This is a genomic window from Paenibacillus hunanensis, from assembly GCF_014645615.1.
Taxonomy (GTDB): Bacteria; Bacillota; Bacilli; order Paenibacillales; family Paenibacillaceae; genus Saccharibacillus; species Saccharibacillus hunanensis.
In genome coordinates this window covers 561,970-580,421 of sequence record NZ_BMMB01000002.1, presented here as the reverse complement: position 1 = coordinate 580,421, position 18,452 = coordinate 561,970, and the positions used below count along the sequence as shown (strand labels likewise).

The following is an 18,452-nucleotide window of genomic DNA, read 5'->3' as shown; positions in this document are numbered from 1 at the left end:
GATGAGCACTGTACATGATGTCCCTCGCACTCGAACACGCAAGCGGAAGCTGAATCGGTTCGCGGTTGCGCGCGTTTTACCTTATATCATTTTGACCTTTATTGGTGTGCTGTTTTTGCTTCCACTGTTATGGCTGATTTTTGCATCCTTCGATAAGGACGCAACACTGGCACTCAAGTTTCCCGTTCACTTTACACTCGATAACTATCGGGATACGGTAACGAATCAGGAGAATCAGCTGTCCTTTGCAAACGGTCTGATTCTGGCGCTGGGGCAAGCATTGCTCGTCGTCATCGTCGCGGGTCTGGCTTCTTATCCGCTGTCCCGTTACCAGATGCGTTACAAACGCCCGTTTATGTATGTTATTTTGTTCGCAACCGGCTTGCCGCTGACAGCGGTAATGGTGCCGGTGTATCAATTCTTTCTGTACTTCGGTATGCAGGATTCCCTCTTTTTCACGATTTTGTTCCTGACTGCATCGGCATTGCCGTATTCGATCTGGATGATGAAAAACTTTATGGATTCGGTACCGATTGAGCTGGAGGAAGCGGCATGGGTCGATGGTGCATCGATCTGGACAACGCTGCGCCTCGTCATCGTACCGCTCATGCTGCCCGGAATCTTCACCGTCGGAATCTTCGCCTTTTCCGGTAGCTGGGGCAACTTCCTCGTTCCGTTCATCCTGCTACAAAGCGCGAACAAGCTGCCTGCCGCGGTAACGATCTATCAGTATTTTGGACAAAATGGTATGGTGCAATATGGCATGCTCGCATCGTTCTCGGTGCTGTATACGATCCCGGCAGTGGCGCTGTATATTATCGGTCAACGCTACATGTCGCAGGGCTTTAGCTTTGGTGGGGCAAGTAAAGGTTAAGTGCGCGCAGTGAAATAGTAAGCCGACGCTTACACCTGAAACGCATACCATCCATCTATTATGCTCGATAGAAATAGCAGAAATCGATAGCAAGAAGTCGAACGTGGAAATAATTGGTTATACAATGGATCAGCCTGTAGTGCAATGTACTACGGGCTTTTTCATGTTGGCTTGCATAAAATTTACGAAAATCGCTTGGTACAACCGCGCTCATATTGTATGATATAGGTTGTTCCGAGGCGTATGGCAGCATTTTGCTTATACCAGCGCACACGGGAACTATCCTATGATGAATAAAGGTGAACATAGATCATGAAACCAATCGATTTGAAATATATGATGCCTGCCGAATGGGAAGCACACGAAAGAACAATTCTTGCCTGGCCAGTGATCGGTTCGATGTCGTATCCAGACGATTATGCAGATGTATGCAAGGGCTATCAGGAGCTGATCAGCGCGATTGCTGAATTTGAGCCCGTAACGCTCGTTGTGAACCCGGACGATCTGGAAAAAGTACAGGAGCTGTTTGCCGGACAAGCGGTTGAATTCCTGCCACTGGAGCATGACGATGCATGGATGCGCGATAATGGGCCTACTATTGTAATGAATGAGCAGGGCGAGCGCGCGGGTATTAACTGGGGCTTCAATGCATGGGGCGGTAAGTACAAGAACTGGGACCTGGATAACGCTGTGGCACCAGAGGTGCTCAAGCATCTGGACTTGCGTCAATTCGATGCACCGCTCGTACTGGAAGGCGGCTCGATTCATGTGGATGGCGAGGGTACACTGCTGACGACAGAAGAGTGTCTGCTGAACGTGAACCGCAACCCGCAGCTCAGCCGTGAGCAGATTGAGCAGTATGTAAAGGACTATACGAATGTAGAGCAGATTATCTGGCTCAAACGCGGCCTGTCCGGTGACGAAACAGATGGTCACGTCGACAACGTGGCATGCTTTGCTGCACCAGGTAAAGTCATTCTACAGGTCTGCCATGATCCTGCCGATGATAACTATGAGATCACCCAGGAGAATCTGCGTATTCTGGCAGACGCAACCGATGCCAAGGGGCGCAAGCTGGAAGTGATCGAGATTGAGCAGCCACCGCTGGTGATGCATGAGGATCAACGTCTGACGCTGAGCTATCTGAATTTCTACTTTGTGAATGGCGGTATTATTTTACCAGTATTCGGCGGTACGGCTGAAGAGACGGATCGCAAAGCGATTGACGTACTGCAACAAACATTCCCGGATCGTCGTATCCGTACGATCAATGGCATGGCGATTATCCGCGAGGGTGGTAACGTACATTGCACGACCCAGCAGATTCCTGCGGGCAAGTAAGTACTGATCTGGACATTCACTTTATGATTGTTCTAATATAGTAGCGGTCTGTATTCATTAGATATCGATTGTTAGCTAATGGTATATACTAGCTATAGTTTGGTATCTATTTATTGGATAGGTATAATGTTCGTGAAACTTTATTTATCATTCGAAGCGAGCAGGTCGTGCATAGATAAAATGCCACGACCTGCGCTCGCGTTCATATAGGAAGGATGACTACACCACATGAGAAACGTAAAAGTAGCAGCAACTCAAATGAGCTGCTCCTGGGATATTGAAGATAACATCCGCAAAGCAGATAAGCTCGTACGCGAAGCTGCGGCACAGGGTGCACAGATTATTTTGCTGCAAGAGCTGTTCGAAACGCCATATTTCTGCCAGAAGGAAAAAGCAGAATATTATCAGTACGCAACCGAGCTGGAGGAAAACAAAGCAATCAACCATTTCCGTGAGGTAGCGAAGGAGCTTCAGGTTGTATTGCCGATCAGCTTCTATGAGAAGAAAAACTATGCTCGCTATAACTCGCTTGCTGTAATCGATGCAGATGGCGAAGTGCTGGGCAAATACCGCAAGAGTCATATTCCGGACGGCCCGGGCTATGAAGAGAAGTTCTATTTTAACCCGGGTGATACAGGCTTCCAGGTGTGGAACACACGTTATGCGAAGATCGGCGTTGGCATCTGCTGGGATCAATGGTACCCAGAAGCGGCACGCTGCATGGCACTGATGGGCGCTGAGCTGCTGTTCTACCCGACAGCAATCGGCTCCGAGCCACAGGATGCAGGTATTGATTCCAAGGATCACTGGCAAGCGTGCATGCTCGGTCATGCTGGCGCGAACCTGATTCCCGTCATCGCTTCCAACCGTATCGGTAAAGAAGAGGATGAGGATTCCCTGATCAACTTCTACGGTTCTTCCTTTATCGCTGGCCCACAGGGCAACAAAGTACAGGAAGCCGACCGCAGCAGCGAGGGCGTACTGGTGGCTGAATTCGATCTGGATCAGCTCGAAACACAGCGTCTGGAATGGGGCATCTTCCGTGATCGCCGCCCGGACCTCTATGGCATGATCGCGACTTATGATGGCGAGCGTCGTTTTAAGTAAGCGATGGGTTCGTGAAATGAATACAATAGATTCGTAGTCTCTATGGAGGATGCGAAGCGTAGAAAGGCTCATTCTTCGATAGTGAAGGATGAGCCTTTTTTGTTTATTCTCCGAAAGTGAACCCAGTGCTCTTTTCTCATTGAGCCTATAATTATTCCATTTCCTTTATTCTTACACCGTGATAACGGTTAATGGGTAGTTAGAAATACACCATAACCGCTTACATTCGTGTGTACCATGTTACCATACAGGCTTTACACGTCCATCATTATGGATATGCCTTTCACATGCCAAACTGCTCTACAAATCAGGCATCCATTCAATCCTAGACACCCATCAAAATCAACGCACCAAGTATAAATAACCATTAAGTATAAACACCAAAGTCTTCAACTGCTATCCATCAACCAATCTCACCATACCGAAAGGAGAACCATCATGCTCAAACAAACCATCACACTACCAGACGGAACGGTACTACCTGCGATCGGACAAGGCACGTGGAATATGGGTGACGATGCTTCGCGTCGTACAGAGGAGATTGCCGCGCTGCAAGCAGGTATCGATGCTGGGATGACGCTAATCGATACCGCGGAAATGTATGGCGAAGGACGCTCGGAGGAACTTATTGGCGAAGCGATTCGCGGACGAAGAGACGAAGTGTTTCTCGTTTCCAAAGTATATCCGCATCATGCAGGTGGCAAGAAGCTGGTACAGAGCTGTGAGCAAAGTCTAAAGCGACTCGGCACCGACCATCTCGATCTGTATTTGCTGCACTGGCGTGGACGGATTCCACTACAGGAGACAGTAGAAGGGATGCAGCGCCTTATCGAAGATGGGAAAATACGTCGCTGGGGCGTATCCAATCTGGATGTAGACGATATGAACGAGCTGATGCGTATCAAAGGTGCGGAGCAGTGTGTGGTCAATCAGGTGCTGTATCATCTTGGTTCACGCGGTATTGAATATGATCTATTGCCCTGGCAGCAGGAGCATCGTATGCCTGTGATGGCGTACTCCCCACTGGCACAGGCTGGCTCGCTACGCCGTGAGCTGATTCAGCATCCCGTTGTACAGCAGATTGCGGATGAGCAGGATGCGGAGCCTTTTCAAATTATGCTGTCCTGGTGCATTCGTAGTGGCTCCGTGATGGCTATCCCGAAAGCCTCCACTGTCGAGCACGCGAGCAGCAACGCAGAGGCGGCGAACATTAAGCTAAGTGAGCAACAGCTACGGCAGCTGGACGAAGCATTTCCAGCACCACAGCATAAGGTGCCGCTAGACATGATATAACAGCAATATAACGTACATGAAGCCTATATCTGCATAGGCTATCATCCCTTCATAATATAGCAGCTATTCATCCTAGAATTGTACGATAGAAAGGTGGAGACAGCGTGCAGCATCATTACTTATTCATTAGCAGCTGGACAGTAGGCACTTCAAGGGACAGACTATGGGAAATGGCAGATCATATTGAAGAGATCGATTGCTGGAATAATGTCGTTTTTGAAAAGGTACAGCAAGGGCATGGCTCAGATGGAATTGGCGATGTATTTCGCTGTACCTTTAAAACGAAAATGCTGTTTCACCTGTCGATCCGCCTGAAGGTTACCGACAAGCGTAAGCCAGACCAATTTACGCTAGAGGTGGAAGGGCCGCTGGCTGGAACCGGCACCTGCTATATGAAGGAATCGCCAGATGGCAAGCAAACAGAGCTGCGCTGTGAATGGAAGGTACGACTGCATCATCGGGGGCTACGAATAATGAATCCGGTGATGCGCCCGGTCTATACGTGGAGTCACGATAAAGTGATGGATGAGGGTGTGCAGGGCGTCGCCGCCAGTCTGAATGCTGACGTCAGTGCACCACATCATGAAACGATTGTATATCGCTAAGCCGCATCAGAGTATCGATCATGCACAGGATGGAGGATCTGAGATGGGGAAGTACCAGTTTACACATAGTTGGCGACTGCAAACAACGGCTCAGGCGGTCTGGGAGCGCATTAGTGATTTTGAAGCAATTGAGGATTGGGAAGGAGTCACCTTTCAAAAGGTCTATCATCATGGACACCCGCACGGTGTAGGCGACCATTATCGGATGCATATTCGGACGCGGTTCGGCTATCGTCTGGCATTTCAATTTAGCATTGTGGAGAAGCAGGAATGTGCACTGATTCGTCTGGAAGCGACGGGCGATCTGCATGGGTATGGTATTTTCCGATTGAAGCAATGTGGTGATTGTACCGTACTGCACTACTACTGGGAGGTGCAGACGACCAAGCCGTGGATGAAATGGTGCGAGCCATGGTTGCGCCCCTTTTTCATATGGAATCATAATCAGGTGATCTACCGCGGCATTCAGGGGCTCACGCAGCATTTGAAGCTACAGTTACCCTAAAGCTACATGCCGCATAGTACGATGATGAGATAAGCACTAGGTATAAACAAAGCTCGTTAGAATGGAGATACCTGCAAAGCGATTGTTTATTTTCGGCGGCTACGGGTAATCTGTAAATAAGACAATATCAACAACAACGTAATTCCATATCACTTACACATCAGAGGAGGATGAACAACATGACAGGAAGAAAAGCGTTATGGACGACAATTGGACTGGGTGCTGTATATTTGATGCGTAACAAAAATGCACGTGATAAAGTAATGACTCAGGTGCGTAATATCTCCAGCTCGTTGCGTCAGCGTAAAAGCGAAGCGCCAGGTACAACTACCGGCACAACGATGAATTCAACGCTGCGTTAATTCAAGTACCTATCCTGCGAGCCGGTTGTAAAATGTCTGTTTGAGTCCGCTATGGAACAACAACAGACCGCAACATCCGGCAAGCGTCAAACACCGGACTGCAATTCAGGCAGTCCGGTGTTTTTTATGAGCAGTGAAGGGTAGAAAAGGGTAATATTTTAGAGGTGGAAACGATACATATGTATATTTTGCGGTAATCTGAGTGATGCCGTATTCGGCGCTTGATTTAAAGGGTAATTGGCAGTATATCGGCGTGAATACAGCATTATGGCACGACTTATACATCATCTCATGTAAACAACATGGAATATCGTAGAGAAGCTAGAAACGATTCGTTTTATACACATACAGGGCAAGTGGGTTTTCATTGGAGGGGAGCAACATGATTAACCAATCAGGGCATGACCGCATGCTATATGAACATATTTATCGGGCTGCCTCTGTCGGGATTGCAATCATTGAGCCGAAGGAGGGGACATGGCTTAGTGTCAATCCGGCACTGTGCCTGCTATTCGGCTACGAGGAAGAAGCATTGAAGCGATATGGTGATGCTGGGCTGCAATTAGAGCAGCAGGGGACAGCATCCTTGAGCGATATGACGATTGCCGAGCAGGTATTGCATACACCGGGCGAGCATTATTGTATGCAGCGGGAATTTTATCATCATAATGGACAGTCGATACGGACAGGGATCGAGATTACAGTTATTCGAAATGAGGGTGCAGAGGTAATCTACTGTATTGCTCAATTTCAGCAGCTTGAGCCGCTGCATCGACATGCCAATACAAATATATCCGAAGCGGATCGGGAGATATATCATCTGATTACAGAAAATGCCAAGGATCTAGTGTCCTACAGTAACTCGGAGGGCATTTTGCAATATGTATCCGATTCTTTTTATACGGTGCTGGGCTACAAGCCAGAAGAGATGGTCGGTCAGACACGGATGCTGTATTACCATCCAGATGATGCTAGAGATATGATGAATAGCGGGCAGGCGTATCTGGATCAGGGTACGATTACACGTCGCTTAAAGCATAAGCAAGGACATTATCTATGGTTCGAGATTTCATTCCAGGTCGTGCGTGATGAACAGGGGCATATTAGCAAGGTACTTGGAATCGGTCGCAATGCCAATGACCGGATTAAGTATGAGGCAAGTCTGCGCGAGGTACAGCGCATCGCTCGGATCGGTTCATGGGATTGGGATATTCCATCAGGCATGATTTGCTCCAGTAATGAAGCACAGGAGCTGTTTCCCTATTTATTTCAAGAACCGGAGGTAGCTGTACAATCTGTTGCAGCGCTCATTTATCCAGCCGATATGGATGGTCTGATGGCTGCGATTCGGTTATCATTTGGCGAGCAGCGAACCGGTATGCATATTTTCCGTATCGCTTTGCCCAATGAAGAAATGCGTTATCTGCAATCACACTGGCAGGTTGTTGCTGATCATGATGGTAAGCCACTCCAGGTGATTGGTATGACGCAGGATATCACCTCTCGTATTGAAATGGAAGAACGTCTCAAGGAAAGTGAACGTCAGTATCGCCTGATCTCGGAGCAGTCGCTTGACTTTATCAGCCGACTGTCTGTTGAGCAGGCAATCTATCTGTATTGCTCTCCAGCTTGCCATCGGATACTGGGCTATCAACCAGAGGAGCTGACAGGAACGTCGATCATGAACTATGTGCATCCAGATGATCTGGATGCGATTCGGCATTATATGACGATGTACACGACAGATGAGCAGCCTAAGCCAGTCAGCTACCGTCATCGTCATCGTGCTGGAGGTTATGTGTGGCTGGAGGCTTCTGGACGCTTTATCGGTAGTGGCGATAGTGGAGCCGAGCAGCTTCTATCGATCGCACGTGATATTCAGGAGCGTCGCCAATCGGCACAGCTGATTCAGGAAAGTGAGCAGCGGTATCGCTCGCTATTTGACTACAATCCTTCAGGTGTATTTTCGTTTGATACACAGGGGCGTTATACAACGATCAATGCCGAGATGGAAAAGCTATTTGGGCGTAAAGAGGATGAGATGATTGGGCGCTCCTTTGAATGCTTTATTGCACCGGAAAATGTATACGATACGGTAGAGCATTTTGAGCGTGCGTTACAGGGAGAGCCGCAATCGTACGAGTCACGTATCGTAGTGAAAAATGGTGATATCCGCGACGTGAGCGTCGTCAATCTGCCGATTGTCGTCGATGAGCAAATCGTAGGTGTGTACGGTATCGCCACCGATATCACCGAAATGAAGCGGCATCTGGAGCAGATCGAGAAGCTGAGTAATGAATACACACTCATCCTCAACTCCGTCTCTGAAGGCATATTCGGTCTCGATAATGAAGGGCGTACTACATTTATCAATCCAGCGGCAACGCGGATGCTTGGTTTTAGCACATTGGAGCTTGCTGGACAGCCGCTACTGGAAATGTTCCAGCTTACGCATGCGGACGGTAGCGCCTACCTGCCACAGGATCATCCGATTGATCGAGCACTGCGCGAAGGAACCTCATATGAAGAGCAGGAGGCGGTCTTTTTACGCAAGGATGGCTCCAGCTTTATGGTATCGTACCGCATCACCCCGATCTGGGATCGTGGCAAGCGCAAGGGCGCGGTGGTGGTGTTCAACGATATTACGAATGAGAAGCAGATTATTCGTGCAAAGGAGCTTGCTGAGCGCGCAGATCGTGCCAAGTCGGAGTTCCTGGCCATTATGAGTCATGAGATACGAACGCCGATGAATGGCATTATCGGCATGACAGGATTACTTGCAGATACAGAGCTGGATGAGGAACAGCGTAGCTATATCGAGATTATTCGAGATAGTAGCGATGCACTTCTGCATATTTTGAATGAGATTCTGGACTTTAGCCGCATCGAAGCAGGTAAAATGCTGCTGGAGCATACCCCGATTAAGCTATTGCCACTGCTGGACGGTGTGCTCGATCTGTTCACCTCACGCGCAGCGGAAAAGGGCATCGAGCTTACCTGTCATACAGATGAGCATATCCCCAAAGCGATTATTGGCGATGCCTCGCGTCTGCGTCAGGTGCTGGTGAATCTGATCAGTAATGCGATCAAGTTCACCGATAATGGTAGTGTAAATGTAACGGTGCGTCAGGCAGAGCGACGGACGAATGAATGCGTGCTGGAGTTTGAGGTGAGTGATACGGGGATCGGGATTTCCAGTGATAAGCAAAGTCTGCTGTTCCAGTCATTCTCCCAGCTGCATCCTTCGATTAACCGTAAATATGGCGGAACCGGGCTCGGACTTGCCATTTGCAAAAAGCTGATTGAGCTGATGGGTGGCACGATCAATGTGGAGAGTGAAGAAGGCAGAGGAGCGACCTTCCGTTTCCTGTTACCTGTACATTATCTGCCAGATGACTATAAAACAGATAAAGAGAGGCCAAAGTCCAGTAAGCAGGAGCCTCCAGTAGAAGGATTGAGCGATGGCAAATATGGACCGATGCGCATTATGATCGCTGAGGATCATCCAGTGAATCAGAAGCTATTACGCGAAATGCTGCGCAAGATGGGCTATCGTACCGATATCGCGCATAATGGGCAGGAAGCTGTTACGATGGCAACCGCTCATCCCTATGAGCTGATCTTCATGGATATCCAGATGCCTGAAAAGGACGGAATTGAAGCGACACGCGAGATTAGAGAGCGTCTGCCAGAACATGAGCAACCGATTATTGTAGCGACGACTGCATTCGCTCGCAGCTCAGATCGTGAGATGTGTCTGGAAGCAGGCATGCAGGATTTCATTAGCAAGCCGCTGCGTTTGCAGGAGGTTGACCGAATTCTGAAAGAGTGTGCGTTCCATCTTCATCCACTGGATTAAAAGGAGGAGCACCATGACATGATGGATTCAAGTGGTCAGCATCCTTCATAATGCGAATTCGTCCCATTGCGATTTGTATTCTACTTTTCAAGCTTGAGCTAGGCATTAATTCGTATCGATTAAAACTAAAAAGCCTATTCCATTCGCATGTGTAGCGAAAGGAATAGGCTTTTTTAGTAGTGAAGCTTGAATCGTTATCGTATATACATGTTCTAACTCAGTAGCATGCCATACATCAGCCTGCAAGCCTGAGAGTACAAGCTAAAACAAGCCATGACGCGCAGTCGCTTATACTCTGAAACGAGATACCGAGTCGTTCAATTCTTCAGCGAGCTGGGCAAGAGAATGCGAAGACGCAGCAGTTTCTTCCGCAGAAGCCGCCGATTCCTCACTGGCAGCTGCGATATTTTCAACAGACAGCATGACTTGATTCGCTTGTGCGGATTCTTCTTCACAGGCAGCCGCAATATCGTTCACCTTGAGCGCGGAATCATTAACCATACGCAAAATATTTTGGAATGCCTCGCTCGTCTGGTTCGACTGCGTGGTGCTCTGCTGTACCGAGGTTACGCTATCCTGTGTATTGCGCTGCATCGTTTTGATAATGCTGGCGATCTGTTTGGTCGCATCCATACTGCGCTCAGCAAGCTTACGTACTTCATCTGCAACCACGGCAAAGCCTTTACCCTGTTCACCTGCACGTGCCGCTTCAATTGCGGCATTGAGTGCCAGTAGATTCGTCTGGTCAGCAATATCATCAATCACGTTCGTAATTTCACCGATGCGCATCGAATCCTCTTCCAAGCGTCGAATTGATTCGTTTACAGCCTGCATACTGATCATGGATTCATTAATGATGCCACTTCCTTGCTGGGCGACTTCCATCGTGTGATTCGACAATTCGGCTGCATCGCTGGCACTCGTAGCTACAGCCTCGATCGCAGTCGAAAGCTCACGGAACAGCTCATTGATCGTTGTTGCCGATTGTGCCTGATTGGTGCTTGCATTGGCAATTTCTTCGGTCGTCGCAGAGATTTCCTGAGAAGACGCAGCGACACTTTGCGCGGACATTGTAATTTGGGCAATCAGATTGCGCAGGTTTTCTGCCATAATATTTACAGAATTAGAGAGTTGTCCGACTTCGTCCTTGCGATTAATGTCAGATTTGCCGCTCAGGTCGCCATCGGCAAAGTGAGCAATAAGTGCAGAAAGTTTCTTTAGAGGGGTAGCAATACTGCGTGTAATTGCCAGTGCAAGCAGCAAACTAAGTAAAATGACCGCAATAAGTACAATAATTGTAACGATTCGAGTGGATTGGTAAGAGGCATTGGAGTGGTCGTTGGCTTCTTTGGCGAGTGTGTTGTTGACTGCGATGAGCTGGTCGATCTGATCGGATGCAAGATCACCTACAGGCTTGAGCTGGTTGTCCTTGAATGTAATAAATGCTGTCCGTCCTTGATCACCAGGAACCTGAGCGAGTTCAAGTGCTTGATCAAAGACAGTTAAGTATTTGGCATACGTTTGACTGAACTTGGTTAGCTCTTGTTGTTCCTTTGCAGAAGTAGCAAGTGGAGTATATACAGCCAGACTTTTATCGATGCTTACTTTTAATTCTTCAATCTTATCCAGATACGTCTTTTGCGTAGTGCTATCTGAATTCATATTCACATCACGCAGATTCACGCGCAGACGCTGATAATAAATCTGGATTTCGGAAAGTGTGCGGACGGCGGTAAGATTATTGGCATATACTTGATTCGTCTGTTGGCTGCTGGAATATAGATTTTGTAGACTGTATACACCAAAAGCGAGAAACGTCAAAATAAGTACAAGAAAAGCAGAAACAATTTTGGTTGCAGTGTTTAAGTCACGGAACCATTTCATAAGTTCATCCCCCAATTTTAACCATGATATATAATATATGTCGTATTTTTTCTGGAAAAAATTATAGACGGATGGATAAAATGGTAATTTTTTATATTCAGCATTTGTGGAATACACAGGTTTGTCCTACTTTTACAAGCATAAATAGCAGAATTATTCGTGATTGATCGTGTTTCGTAACGTGGTATAGCGGGGATAAAGGAATAGACCTACGGTAGAGCGATTGATCGTTAATTCACTCAGAAAAATAACGTCGATCCGAAAAAAATATTTATGCTGTCTATGACTTTGATTTCAGAAGGAGTGAAACCGATGCATAACATCGTCGAAAATGAAAATGGATTGGCTGTACAGGTAGATGGAGAACAAAAGGCAGAAATCGGCTTCGGCCCTTATGATGATCAATCGATTATTATCGATCATACCTTTGTAGCAGAAGAGCTGCGTGGACAAAAGGTAGGCGAGGAGCTGGTCAAGCGTGTCGTAGATATTGCACGCGAGCAAGGCAAAACGATTGTACCTGCCTGCTCTTATGCGCTGGCACAGTTCAAACGCCATGAGGAATATCACGATATCTGGCGCAAAGAGTCCTAACTAATCCTGCATCCGCAAAAAGTTCAAACTGTTGTCACCAAAAGCTTGGTTCGTGTCCAATATTTAAAATATAATGTACATTGAGGATGTACCATATCCTGAGTCTGAATCGCAAGGATGGGAGAATACCTATGGGCAAAGGCACACAAACAGGCAATCTCAAGCCGACAACAAATAAAAACTTTGCGGGGCTGATCATTACCGTATCGATTATTGCCAATGTGATTATTCTGCTGCTATTTTTCGCACCTGGAATTGGTTACAAGGGTACGCTCGATTTCGATATTACGATTCTGCCACGTATGAACGCGATCTTTAACAGCTTTACGTTCATTTTCCTGGTGGCGGCATTGATCGCGATCCTTAAAAAGAACATCAAGCTGCATCGCGGATTTATTCTGGCGGCGTTCTCGACTACATTATTATTTCTAGTTACGTATCTGTCGTTCCATTACCTGTCTCCAGAAACGGCACGTTATGGCGGCGTAGGCATTATTCGTCCGATCTACTTCTTTATTCTGATCACGCATAGCTTCCTGGCTGCGGTTGTTGTGCCACTGGCGCTATTCGCGCTTGTATGGGGCTGGACGATGCAGATCACCAAGCATAAAAAGATCGTTCGCTGGACAATGCCGATCTGGTTATATGTTAGCTTCACCGGCGTTATCGTCTATCTGATGATGGCACCATACTATTGATAGCTAGCGCGAAGCACGGATCGATGTACACCAAAAGATACGATAAATACAAAAAGCATAAGCAAAAACCCGCAGCGGATTAGCTGCGGGTTTTTCATATTAGTAGATGTTCAAGTGTGTAGAATACATACGATGAATGGTTAGATTAAAGGGTAGATCCATCTATTTGAACTGCTTTAGCCCGGGAAGGGCAGAAACAGCTATCTAGGGTAGGGGTCAAGCCGGACAGCTACTAGAGATCGCTAAAGCTTGAATACCTGAATGCATCGAATCGGATATGGCGTGATTACTTGATACCGTCTTTGTAGTTTTTAGTCCAGTTCTTGTCGCCTACGTGCATGAAGTCTTCTACTGTTCTTTCGAGTGTTTCCAACAATTGTGCTTTGATCTCGGATACAGTGTCACGGTATACGCGTTCTTCGTTGCCGTTGATTTTGTCGCCGTAGATTGCCATTGTTGCATTGTATTGACGGTGTTTTTCAACCAGTTCGTCGATGGATTGCAGTGCATGCTCAACATAGCGGGAAATTGCTTGTTGATCTTGTGGAAGTTGTTGACGCAGTTGAATCAGTTTAGTTTGGTTTGTCATGATCATTCACCTCTGAAGTTTTAATTGTAAATTTACATTATCATATTTTCACAGAATGTTCATTAAATTTAGCTTAAATATGTTAAATTTTTTATATGAACCGGAAGACTCTTGTGAAAATATGCTAGTAAAACCTATATATCATCAAGATCAAGGACGAAAGTCACTCGATGCTTGTTTGTTGAAAAAATGATGTGTCTAATCTGTGACTTGTGCTCCATATATTATTTTTCGGACGGTATGTTTGCAAACTTTATAGGAAATGAGACTTTTGTCGGGGAATTTCGACAAATAGGTAATTATTCCTATGTATCAGAGGTGGAGCAGACGAAGTACTAGATTGTAGGAGTTATGTTAAATGGATGTTAACAGACTTTATTTACCACCTTGTGAAAGGTAAGAAACAGCTGCTAAGTGAACCAGTAGGAAGAATAAGGAGCGAGATGTAATGGATTTGTCGATAAGATCGGTCACAATTGATACCTTAGAACGGCAGGGTTTTGAGGTTGAGAAGCGAAAAGAGACATAGAGCACAGACATGATAAACGTGTACGTAGGATATCGTGTGCTACTGATGTACATATGACGATGGAGCTGTAAAGTCAGTCCAACACAAGTGGAGGTGAACGCATGGAGGTTCATTCTTTAAAGCAGGTAGAAAAGCTAGCCCTTGAGAAAAATATGATCTATAACCAGAGCAAGCTGCGTTATGTATCTCGTTCGATGCTCGCCAGTATGTTTATCGGCTTCGGCGTGATAGTTGCCTTTAAAACGGGCAACTTCTTTTATGCGGTCGAGTCCCCTGCTGCCTATCCGATGGCTGCGTTAACGTTTGGCGCGGCGATTATTCTGATCTCGTTAGGTGGCGGCGATCTATTTACCGGTGATACATTCTACTACTCGTATGCTGCCCTGATTCGTAAGCTCAGGTGGGTGCAGGTGGTCAGGCTGTGGGTGACGAGCTATATCGGCAACATTATGGGCGCGTGTGCGTTTGCGCTACTGATCTATTTGACAGGGTTATATGCGGATCATTCGGTTAACGGCTTTTTGCTGGGGGTGGTCGAGCATAAAATGCAGGCCCCCACGATGCAGCTGTTTTTTCGAGCAATTTTGTGTAACTGGCTGGTATGTCTGGCATTTTTTATCCCGATGGGACTGAAAAATGAAGTTGCCAAGCTATTGTGTATGATGCTATTCGTATTTTGCTTCTTTATATCCGGCTATGAGCATAGTATCGCGAATATGTGTACCTTTGCGATTGCCCTGGTTGTGGATCATCCAGAGACGATTAACTTTGCGGGTGTGATTCATAATCTCGTGCCAGTTACTATCGGCAATCTGATCGGCGGCTCTGTATTTATGGCGATGATGTACTATTATGTGAATAAGCCATTTATGAATGATCCCGAGCATGATCCGTCTGCTGTGAAGCATGAGAAAGAATAGGGGTTAGTAGCATAAATCGAATAGATCCGAGTCAATCGGTTCAAAGCGCTGAGCGATCAGCGCTTTTTTCTATATATAATCCATATAAATGGATAATCTACTTAAATTTGAGTTTTGAGTTAGTATGTACAGGACTTTTTACTTACTTTTCGACAAATTTCACTAAATCTTTAGTTTCAATTGCTTAGTTACTTGGGTACAATAGGATAGGCAACATTACTATTGCATACAAGGGAGACGAGCAGAATAACGATGAGTGTATACGAATACTCCGCTAAAGCGATGAATGGACGAGATATTTCGTTGGAAAATTACCGTGGTAAGGTCGTTTTGATTGTGAATACAGCAAGTCAGTGCGGCTTTACGTTTCAATATGAAGACCTGCAACGTCTATATGATCGCTACAAAGAGAAGGGCTTCGTCATTTTAGGCTTCCCTTCCAACCAGTTTGCTGATCAGGAACCAGATGGTAACGATCAGATCAATGCATTTTGTACATTAAACTATGGCGTTTCGTTCCCAATGTTCCAGAAGGTAGATGTGCGCGATCGCAATGCGCATCCATTGTTTACTTATCTGGCGAACAGTAAGCCATTTGAAGGCTTCGATACTACACACTCCGTCGCTAAAATTTTGCTGCCACTTCTGCATGAGCGTCACCCTGAGTATTTGCCAGGTGATTCGATCAAATGGAACTTCACTAAATTCCTCATCGATCGCGATGGTCAAGTTATTCGCCGCTTTGAATCGACCACTGATCCATTCGATATGGAGCAGGATATCGAAGCATTGTTGTAAATCACAGCTTTGTTATCGAAGCACAGCTGTACAAGCAGAATATGTCCGGCTGTGTGGAGCAGGTCGTGCTGCAAGAATTACATCTCTGATCTACGATAAGCACACACGACCTGTCCCATACAGCCGGACTTTGGAATATATACGCACGGCATGTGATTCCAGCCGTAATATTGGAAGATCGATGTATAACCGCATAGACGGCTATTAGAATAGCAAAAATTGCAATAGCACAAAAAAACCGACTTCAGCTTATGAGGTCGGTTTGTTTTATATGGATATTGCGAAATAGTTTGCTAGATATAGTTGTCGGTCTTCGCACGATTTACGTGCAAGTGTATGATTTGGGTAGGATGCTAGTAGCGGCTACGGGAAGCAGTGGCACATTGCTTCAAATATTCCAGCTTGCGAATAATTTCCTTTTGCCATCTGCGATCACCGATATGCACAGCCAGATTGAGCAGATCGAGATAATCGTCTATTTGAAGTGTAGTCTTTTGTGTCATTGCGTTCATCCAGATTCCGTCTCCTTTTGAGGCGCGATTCAGCGCGGCAGTCATATTGTGTACAATCTAAGGTGTTCCGGTAAGCAGCAGTCTGTAGATGGTTGCCGAATAGCAAGCCAGCGACTATTATCATTCGATTCTCAAAACATCAGGAATGATAATCATTATCATATATGTTCATTGTAAGCATTAGGTTAACGAATTGCAAACGATTTGTTTCAATTTTTAAAAAAATTAGGGACTGTTCACGTATTTTTCAAACTTAGGGTGGGATGAAGCAGCGCTGCATTTGTAAACTGTAGACCGAGGGAGCGCTTTCCGGTAGTGTGATGATTAAATATGACCAATCTGGCGTATATTTGGATGTAAAGGAGAATACGATGTCTTATCAGCATATTAAGTGGATGATTCTGTTTGTGCCGACACTGACGATTGGAATCTGGGAATACGTGCGACATCAGTTTTTGATGCCCTATTTATCCATGGATGCAGGAAACTGGTTATCACCGCTCATCGTGTATATTGTGAGCATTACACTGCTACGTGGCCTGTTCACGATGATGGAAAATACGCGCGAGGCGCTGGATCATGAGCGTATTGCTAAGGGCAAGTTGGAGGAGCGTCAGCAGCTGGCAGGTGAGCTGCATGATGGGGTAGCGCAGTCGCTCTTTTTGCTCGGGGTGAAGCTGGATCAGGCGAAGCGCAAATTCGATGATCCCGAAGTGATGCAGCTACTCCATGATCTGAGTCGTACGGTAGGAGAAGCGAATCATGATGTGCGACAGGCGATTGCTGATCTTAAGCAGCCGCCAAGACAGGAGGATGCACATCAGAGCACGCTGGAAACGCGGATTCGTGAAATGGTTCCGCTTGCAGGCGTAAAGGTGGAGGTGGATTGGCAGCTTGCGGACACCTGCTTCAATACCGCACAGCAGGCGGAGCTACTAGCATGTATTCGAGAGGCACTGCTGAATGTGCATAAGCATGCGGGTGCGCGTAGTGCAGTCATTAGAGGAACAGGTGATGAGCAGGAATGGTGTGTGATCGTGGAGGATGATGGCACCGGGTATGTGGAGGAAGCGTTACAGCAACCAGGACGCTTCGGATTACGGATTACTGCCGAGCGTGCTGCGCAGCGAGGATGGCGCTTTGAGTTTCGCCGTAAGGATGAACGGACACAGTTTATACTGACAGGAGGCAAGATTCATGGATAAAGTGCGTGTACTCATTGTCGATGATCATGCGCATGCTCGCGAGGCGACGAGCGTGATTTTGTCGGAGGAGCCGCTGTTTGAGCTGGTAGGTACTGCGTCCAGCGGACAGGAAGCGCTTGAATTTACCGAGAAATGGATGCCGGATCTGATTCTGATGGACATTTCGATGAAGGGCATGGACGGATTAGAGACGACCGGACTGATCAAATTACGCTTTCCTTACGTAAAAATAATTATGATGACCGTATCCGATGATGCGGCACATCTATTTCAGGCGATCAAGCAGGGAGCACAGGGCTATTTGCTCAAAAGCTTACCGCCTTCGACATGGTTGGAATATTTGCGTAGTGTAGCATTTGATCGGGAAGAGATGAGTCAGGAGATTGCCCAGCGCATTTTACAGGAGTTTCCGTTTGGCAAAACGCGCAGTGATCCGGCGGCAGACACGTTAACACGTAGAGAGCGGGAGATTCTGCAATGGGTATCTTCAGGTATGACCAATCGTGAGATTGCTGCCGCACTAAGTATCTCGGATCAGACGGTGAAGAATCATCTGAAAAATATTTTGCAAAAGCTACAGCTGGAAAATCGGGTGCAGCTGACTCGATATGCGCTGGAGCAGGGGCTGGCTACCGAGAATAAGCGGCATCGTCCATAATTCATTCAAATTTGAATCGTAAACGCAGGATTTATAGCCCGATGTAGTCATTTTCACGCGGAGCTGTTATTTGTATCATAAATGGTAATCCATATGGGACGGAATGGCTGAATACAAGC

General features: G+C 46.6%; 17 protein-coding genes. 14 read left to right on the top strand and 3 right to left on the bottom strand.

Annotation, left to right across the window (positions count from 1 at the left end):
• Position 1 precedes the first annotated feature (1 nt).
• The 8 genes from IEX62_RS05845 (at position 2) to IEX62_RS05810 (ending at position 9,946) form a co-directional block, all read left to right on the top strand.
• Positions 2-874, top strand: coding sequence for a carbohydrate ABC transporter permease (locus IEX62_RS05845; RefSeq protein WP_188774464.1), 873 nt, complete (start codon positions 2-4; stop codon positions 872-874).
• A gap of 312 nt (positions 875-1,186) precedes the next feature.
• On the top strand, positions 1,187-2,215 hold the full coding sequence (locus IEX62_RS05840) for an agmatine deiminase family protein (protein ID WP_188774463.1): 1,029 nt from the start codon (positions 1,187-1,189) through the stop codon (positions 2,213-2,215).
• Positions 2,216-2,443: 228 nt separating this feature from the next.
• Positions 2,444-3,322 (top strand): N-carbamoylputrescine amidase, encoded by an 879-nt coding sequence (gene aguB, locus IEX62_RS05835; RefSeq protein ID WP_188774462.1) that lies wholly within the window; start codon positions 2,444-2,446, stop codon positions 3,320-3,322.
• A 438-nt stretch (positions 3,323-3,760) separates the two neighbouring features.
• On the top strand, positions 3,761-4,615 hold the full coding sequence (locus IEX62_RS05830; protein WP_188774461.1) for an aldo/keto reductase: 855 nt from the start codon (positions 3,761-3,763) through the stop codon (positions 4,613-4,615).
• A gap of 104 nt (positions 4,616-4,719) precedes the next feature.
• Positions 4,720-5,220, top strand: coding sequence for an SRPBCC family protein (locus IEX62_RS05825; RefSeq protein ID WP_188774460.1), 501 nt, complete (start codon positions 4,720-4,722; stop codon positions 5,218-5,220).
• Between the two features lie 43 nt (positions 5,221-5,263).
• Positions 5,264-5,725: an SRPBCC family protein gene (locus tag IEX62_RS05820; protein WP_188774459.1), complete on the top strand. Its 462-nt coding sequence runs from the start codon at positions 5,264-5,266 to the stop codon at positions 5,723-5,725.
• Positions 5,726-5,904: 179 nt separating this feature from the next.
• Positions 5,905-6,087, top strand: coding sequence for a hypothetical protein (locus tag IEX62_RS05815; protein WP_188774458.1), 183 nt, complete (start codon positions 5,905-5,907; stop codon positions 6,085-6,087).
• Between the two features lie 382 nt (positions 6,088-6,469).
• Positions 6,470-9,946, top strand: a complete 3,477-nt coding sequence (locus IEX62_RS05810; protein ID WP_188774457.1) for a PAS domain S-box protein — start codon at positions 6,470-6,472, stop codon at positions 9,944-9,946.
• A gap of 288 nt (positions 9,947-10,234) precedes the next feature.
• On the opposite strand, the gene IEX62_RS05805 is transcribed toward IEX62_RS05810, so the two are convergent.
• Positions 10,235-11,830, bottom strand: coding sequence for a methyl-accepting chemotaxis protein (locus IEX62_RS05805; RefSeq protein ID WP_188774456.1), 1,596 nt, complete (start codon positions 11,828-11,830; stop codon positions 10,235-10,237).
• Between the two features lie 312 nt (positions 11,831-12,142).
• Here IEX62_RS05805 and IEX62_RS05800 point away from each other — a divergent pair, with 312 nt between their 5' ends.
• The gene (locus IEX62_RS05800) at positions 12,143-12,424 is read left to right on the top strand and encodes a GNAT family N-acetyltransferase (RefSeq protein ID WP_188774455.1); all 282 of its coding nucleotides are present in this window, start codon (positions 12,143-12,145) and stop codon (positions 12,422-12,424) included.
• Between the two features lie 131 nt (positions 12,425-12,555).
• Entirely contained in the window at positions 12,556-13,122 is a 567-nt protein-coding gene (locus tag IEX62_RS05795) for a DUF420 domain-containing protein (RefSeq protein ID WP_188774454.1), read from the top strand.
• Positions 13,123-13,408: 286 nt separating this feature from the next.
• Here the strand turns inward: IEX62_RS05795 and IEX62_RS05790 are convergent, their stop codons facing one another.
• Positions 13,409-13,711, bottom strand: a complete 303-nt coding sequence (locus IEX62_RS05790; RefSeq protein ID WP_188774453.1) for a restriction endonuclease subunit S domain-containing protein — start codon at positions 13,709-13,711, stop codon at positions 13,409-13,411.
• 630 nt (positions 13,712-14,341) lie between these two features.
• Between IEX62_RS05790 and IEX62_RS05785 the strand changes: the two genes are divergently transcribed.
• Both IEX62_RS05785 and IEX62_RS05780 read left to right on the top strand, forming a co-directional pair.
• The gene (locus IEX62_RS05785; RefSeq protein ID WP_188774452.1) at positions 14,342-15,160 is read left to right on the top strand and encodes a formate/nitrite transporter family protein; all 819 of its coding nucleotides are present in this window, start codon (positions 14,342-14,344) and stop codon (positions 15,158-15,160) included.
• 252 nt (positions 15,161-15,412) lie between these two features.
• A complete protein-coding gene (locus tag IEX62_RS05780) occupies positions 15,413-15,958 on the top strand; it encodes a glutathione peroxidase (RefSeq protein ID WP_188774451.1) in 546 nt (181 codons plus the stop codon).
• 353 nt (positions 15,959-16,311) lie between these two features.
• Here IEX62_RS05780 and IEX62_RS05775 read toward each other — a convergent pair whose 3' ends face one another.
• Positions 16,312-16,470 (bottom strand): hypothetical protein, encoded by a 159-nt coding sequence (locus tag IEX62_RS05775; protein ID WP_188774450.1) that lies wholly within the window; start codon positions 16,468-16,470, stop codon positions 16,312-16,314.
• 371 nt (positions 16,471-16,841) lie between these two features.
• Here IEX62_RS05775 and IEX62_RS05770 point away from each other — a divergent pair, with 371 nt between their 5' ends.
• Entirely contained in the window at positions 16,842-17,675 is an 834-nt protein-coding gene (locus IEX62_RS05770) for a sensor histidine kinase (RefSeq protein ID WP_188774449.1), read from the top strand.
• Entirely contained in the window at positions 17,668-18,333 is a 666-nt protein-coding gene (locus tag IEX62_RS05765; protein ID WP_188774448.1) for a response regulator, read from the top strand. Before IEX62_RS05770 ends, IEX62_RS05765 begins: the two co-directional genes overlap by 8 nt.
• Positions 18,334-18,452 lie beyond the last annotated feature (119 nt).

Bases quoted from the DNA above. Each gene is read 5' to 3' on its own strand.
- IEX62_RS05805 (WP_188774456.1), bottom strand. From the start codon at position 11,830: ATGAAATGGTTCCGTGACTTAAACACTGCAACCAAAATTGTTTCTGCT.
- IEX62_RS05790 (WP_188774453.1), bottom strand. From the start codon at position 13,711: ATGACAAACCAAACTAAACTGATTCAACTGCGTCAACAACTTCCACAA.
- IEX62_RS05775 (WP_188774450.1), bottom strand. From the start codon at position 16,470: ATGAACGCAATGACACAAAAGACTACACTTCAAATAGACGATTATCTC.
- IEX62_RS05785 (WP_188774452.1), top strand. From the start codon at position 14,342: ATGGAGGTTCATTCTTTAAAGCAGGTAGAAAAGCTAGCCCTTGAGAAA.
- IEX62_RS05820 (WP_188774459.1), top strand. From the start codon at position 5,264: ATGGGGAAGTACCAGTTTACACATAGTTGGCGACTGCAAACAACGGCT.
- IEX62_RS05770 (WP_188774449.1), top strand. From the start codon at position 16,842: ATGTCTTATCAGCATATTAAGTGGATGATTCTGTTTGTGCCGACACTG.
- IEX62_RS05800 (WP_188774455.1), top strand. From the start codon at position 12,143: ATGCATAACATCGTCGAAAATGAAAATGGATTGGCTGTACAGGTAGAT.
- IEX62_RS05830 (WP_188774461.1), top strand. From the start codon at position 3,761: ATGCTCAAACAAACCATCACACTACCAGACGGAACGGTACTACCTGCG.
- IEX62_RS05845 (WP_188774464.1), top strand. From the start codon at position 2: ATGAGCACTGTACATGATGTCCCTCGCACTCGAACACGCAAGCGGAAG.
- IEX62_RS05765 (WP_188774448.1), top strand. From the start codon at position 17,668: ATGGATAAAGTGCGTGTACTCATTGTCGATGATCATGCGCATGCTCGC.
- aguB (WP_188774462.1), top strand. From the start codon at position 2,444: ATGAGAAACGTAAAAGTAGCAGCAACTCAAATGAGCTGCTCCTGGGAT.
- IEX62_RS05810 (WP_188774457.1), top strand. From the start codon at position 6,470: ATGATTAACCAATCAGGGCATGACCGCATGCTATATGAACATATTTAT.
- IEX62_RS05780 (WP_188774451.1), top strand. From the start codon at position 15,413: ATGAGTGTATACGAATACTCCGCTAAAGCGATGAATGGACGAGATATT.
- IEX62_RS05795 (WP_188774454.1), top strand. From the start codon at position 12,556: ATGGGCAAAGGCACACAAACAGGCAATCTCAAGCCGACAACAAATAAA.
- IEX62_RS05840 (WP_188774463.1), top strand. From the start codon at position 1,187: ATGAAACCAATCGATTTGAAATATATGATGCCTGCCGAATGGGAAGCA.
- IEX62_RS05815 (WP_188774458.1), top strand. From the start codon at position 5,905: ATGACAGGAAGAAAAGCGTTATGGACGACAATTGGACTGGGTGCTGTA.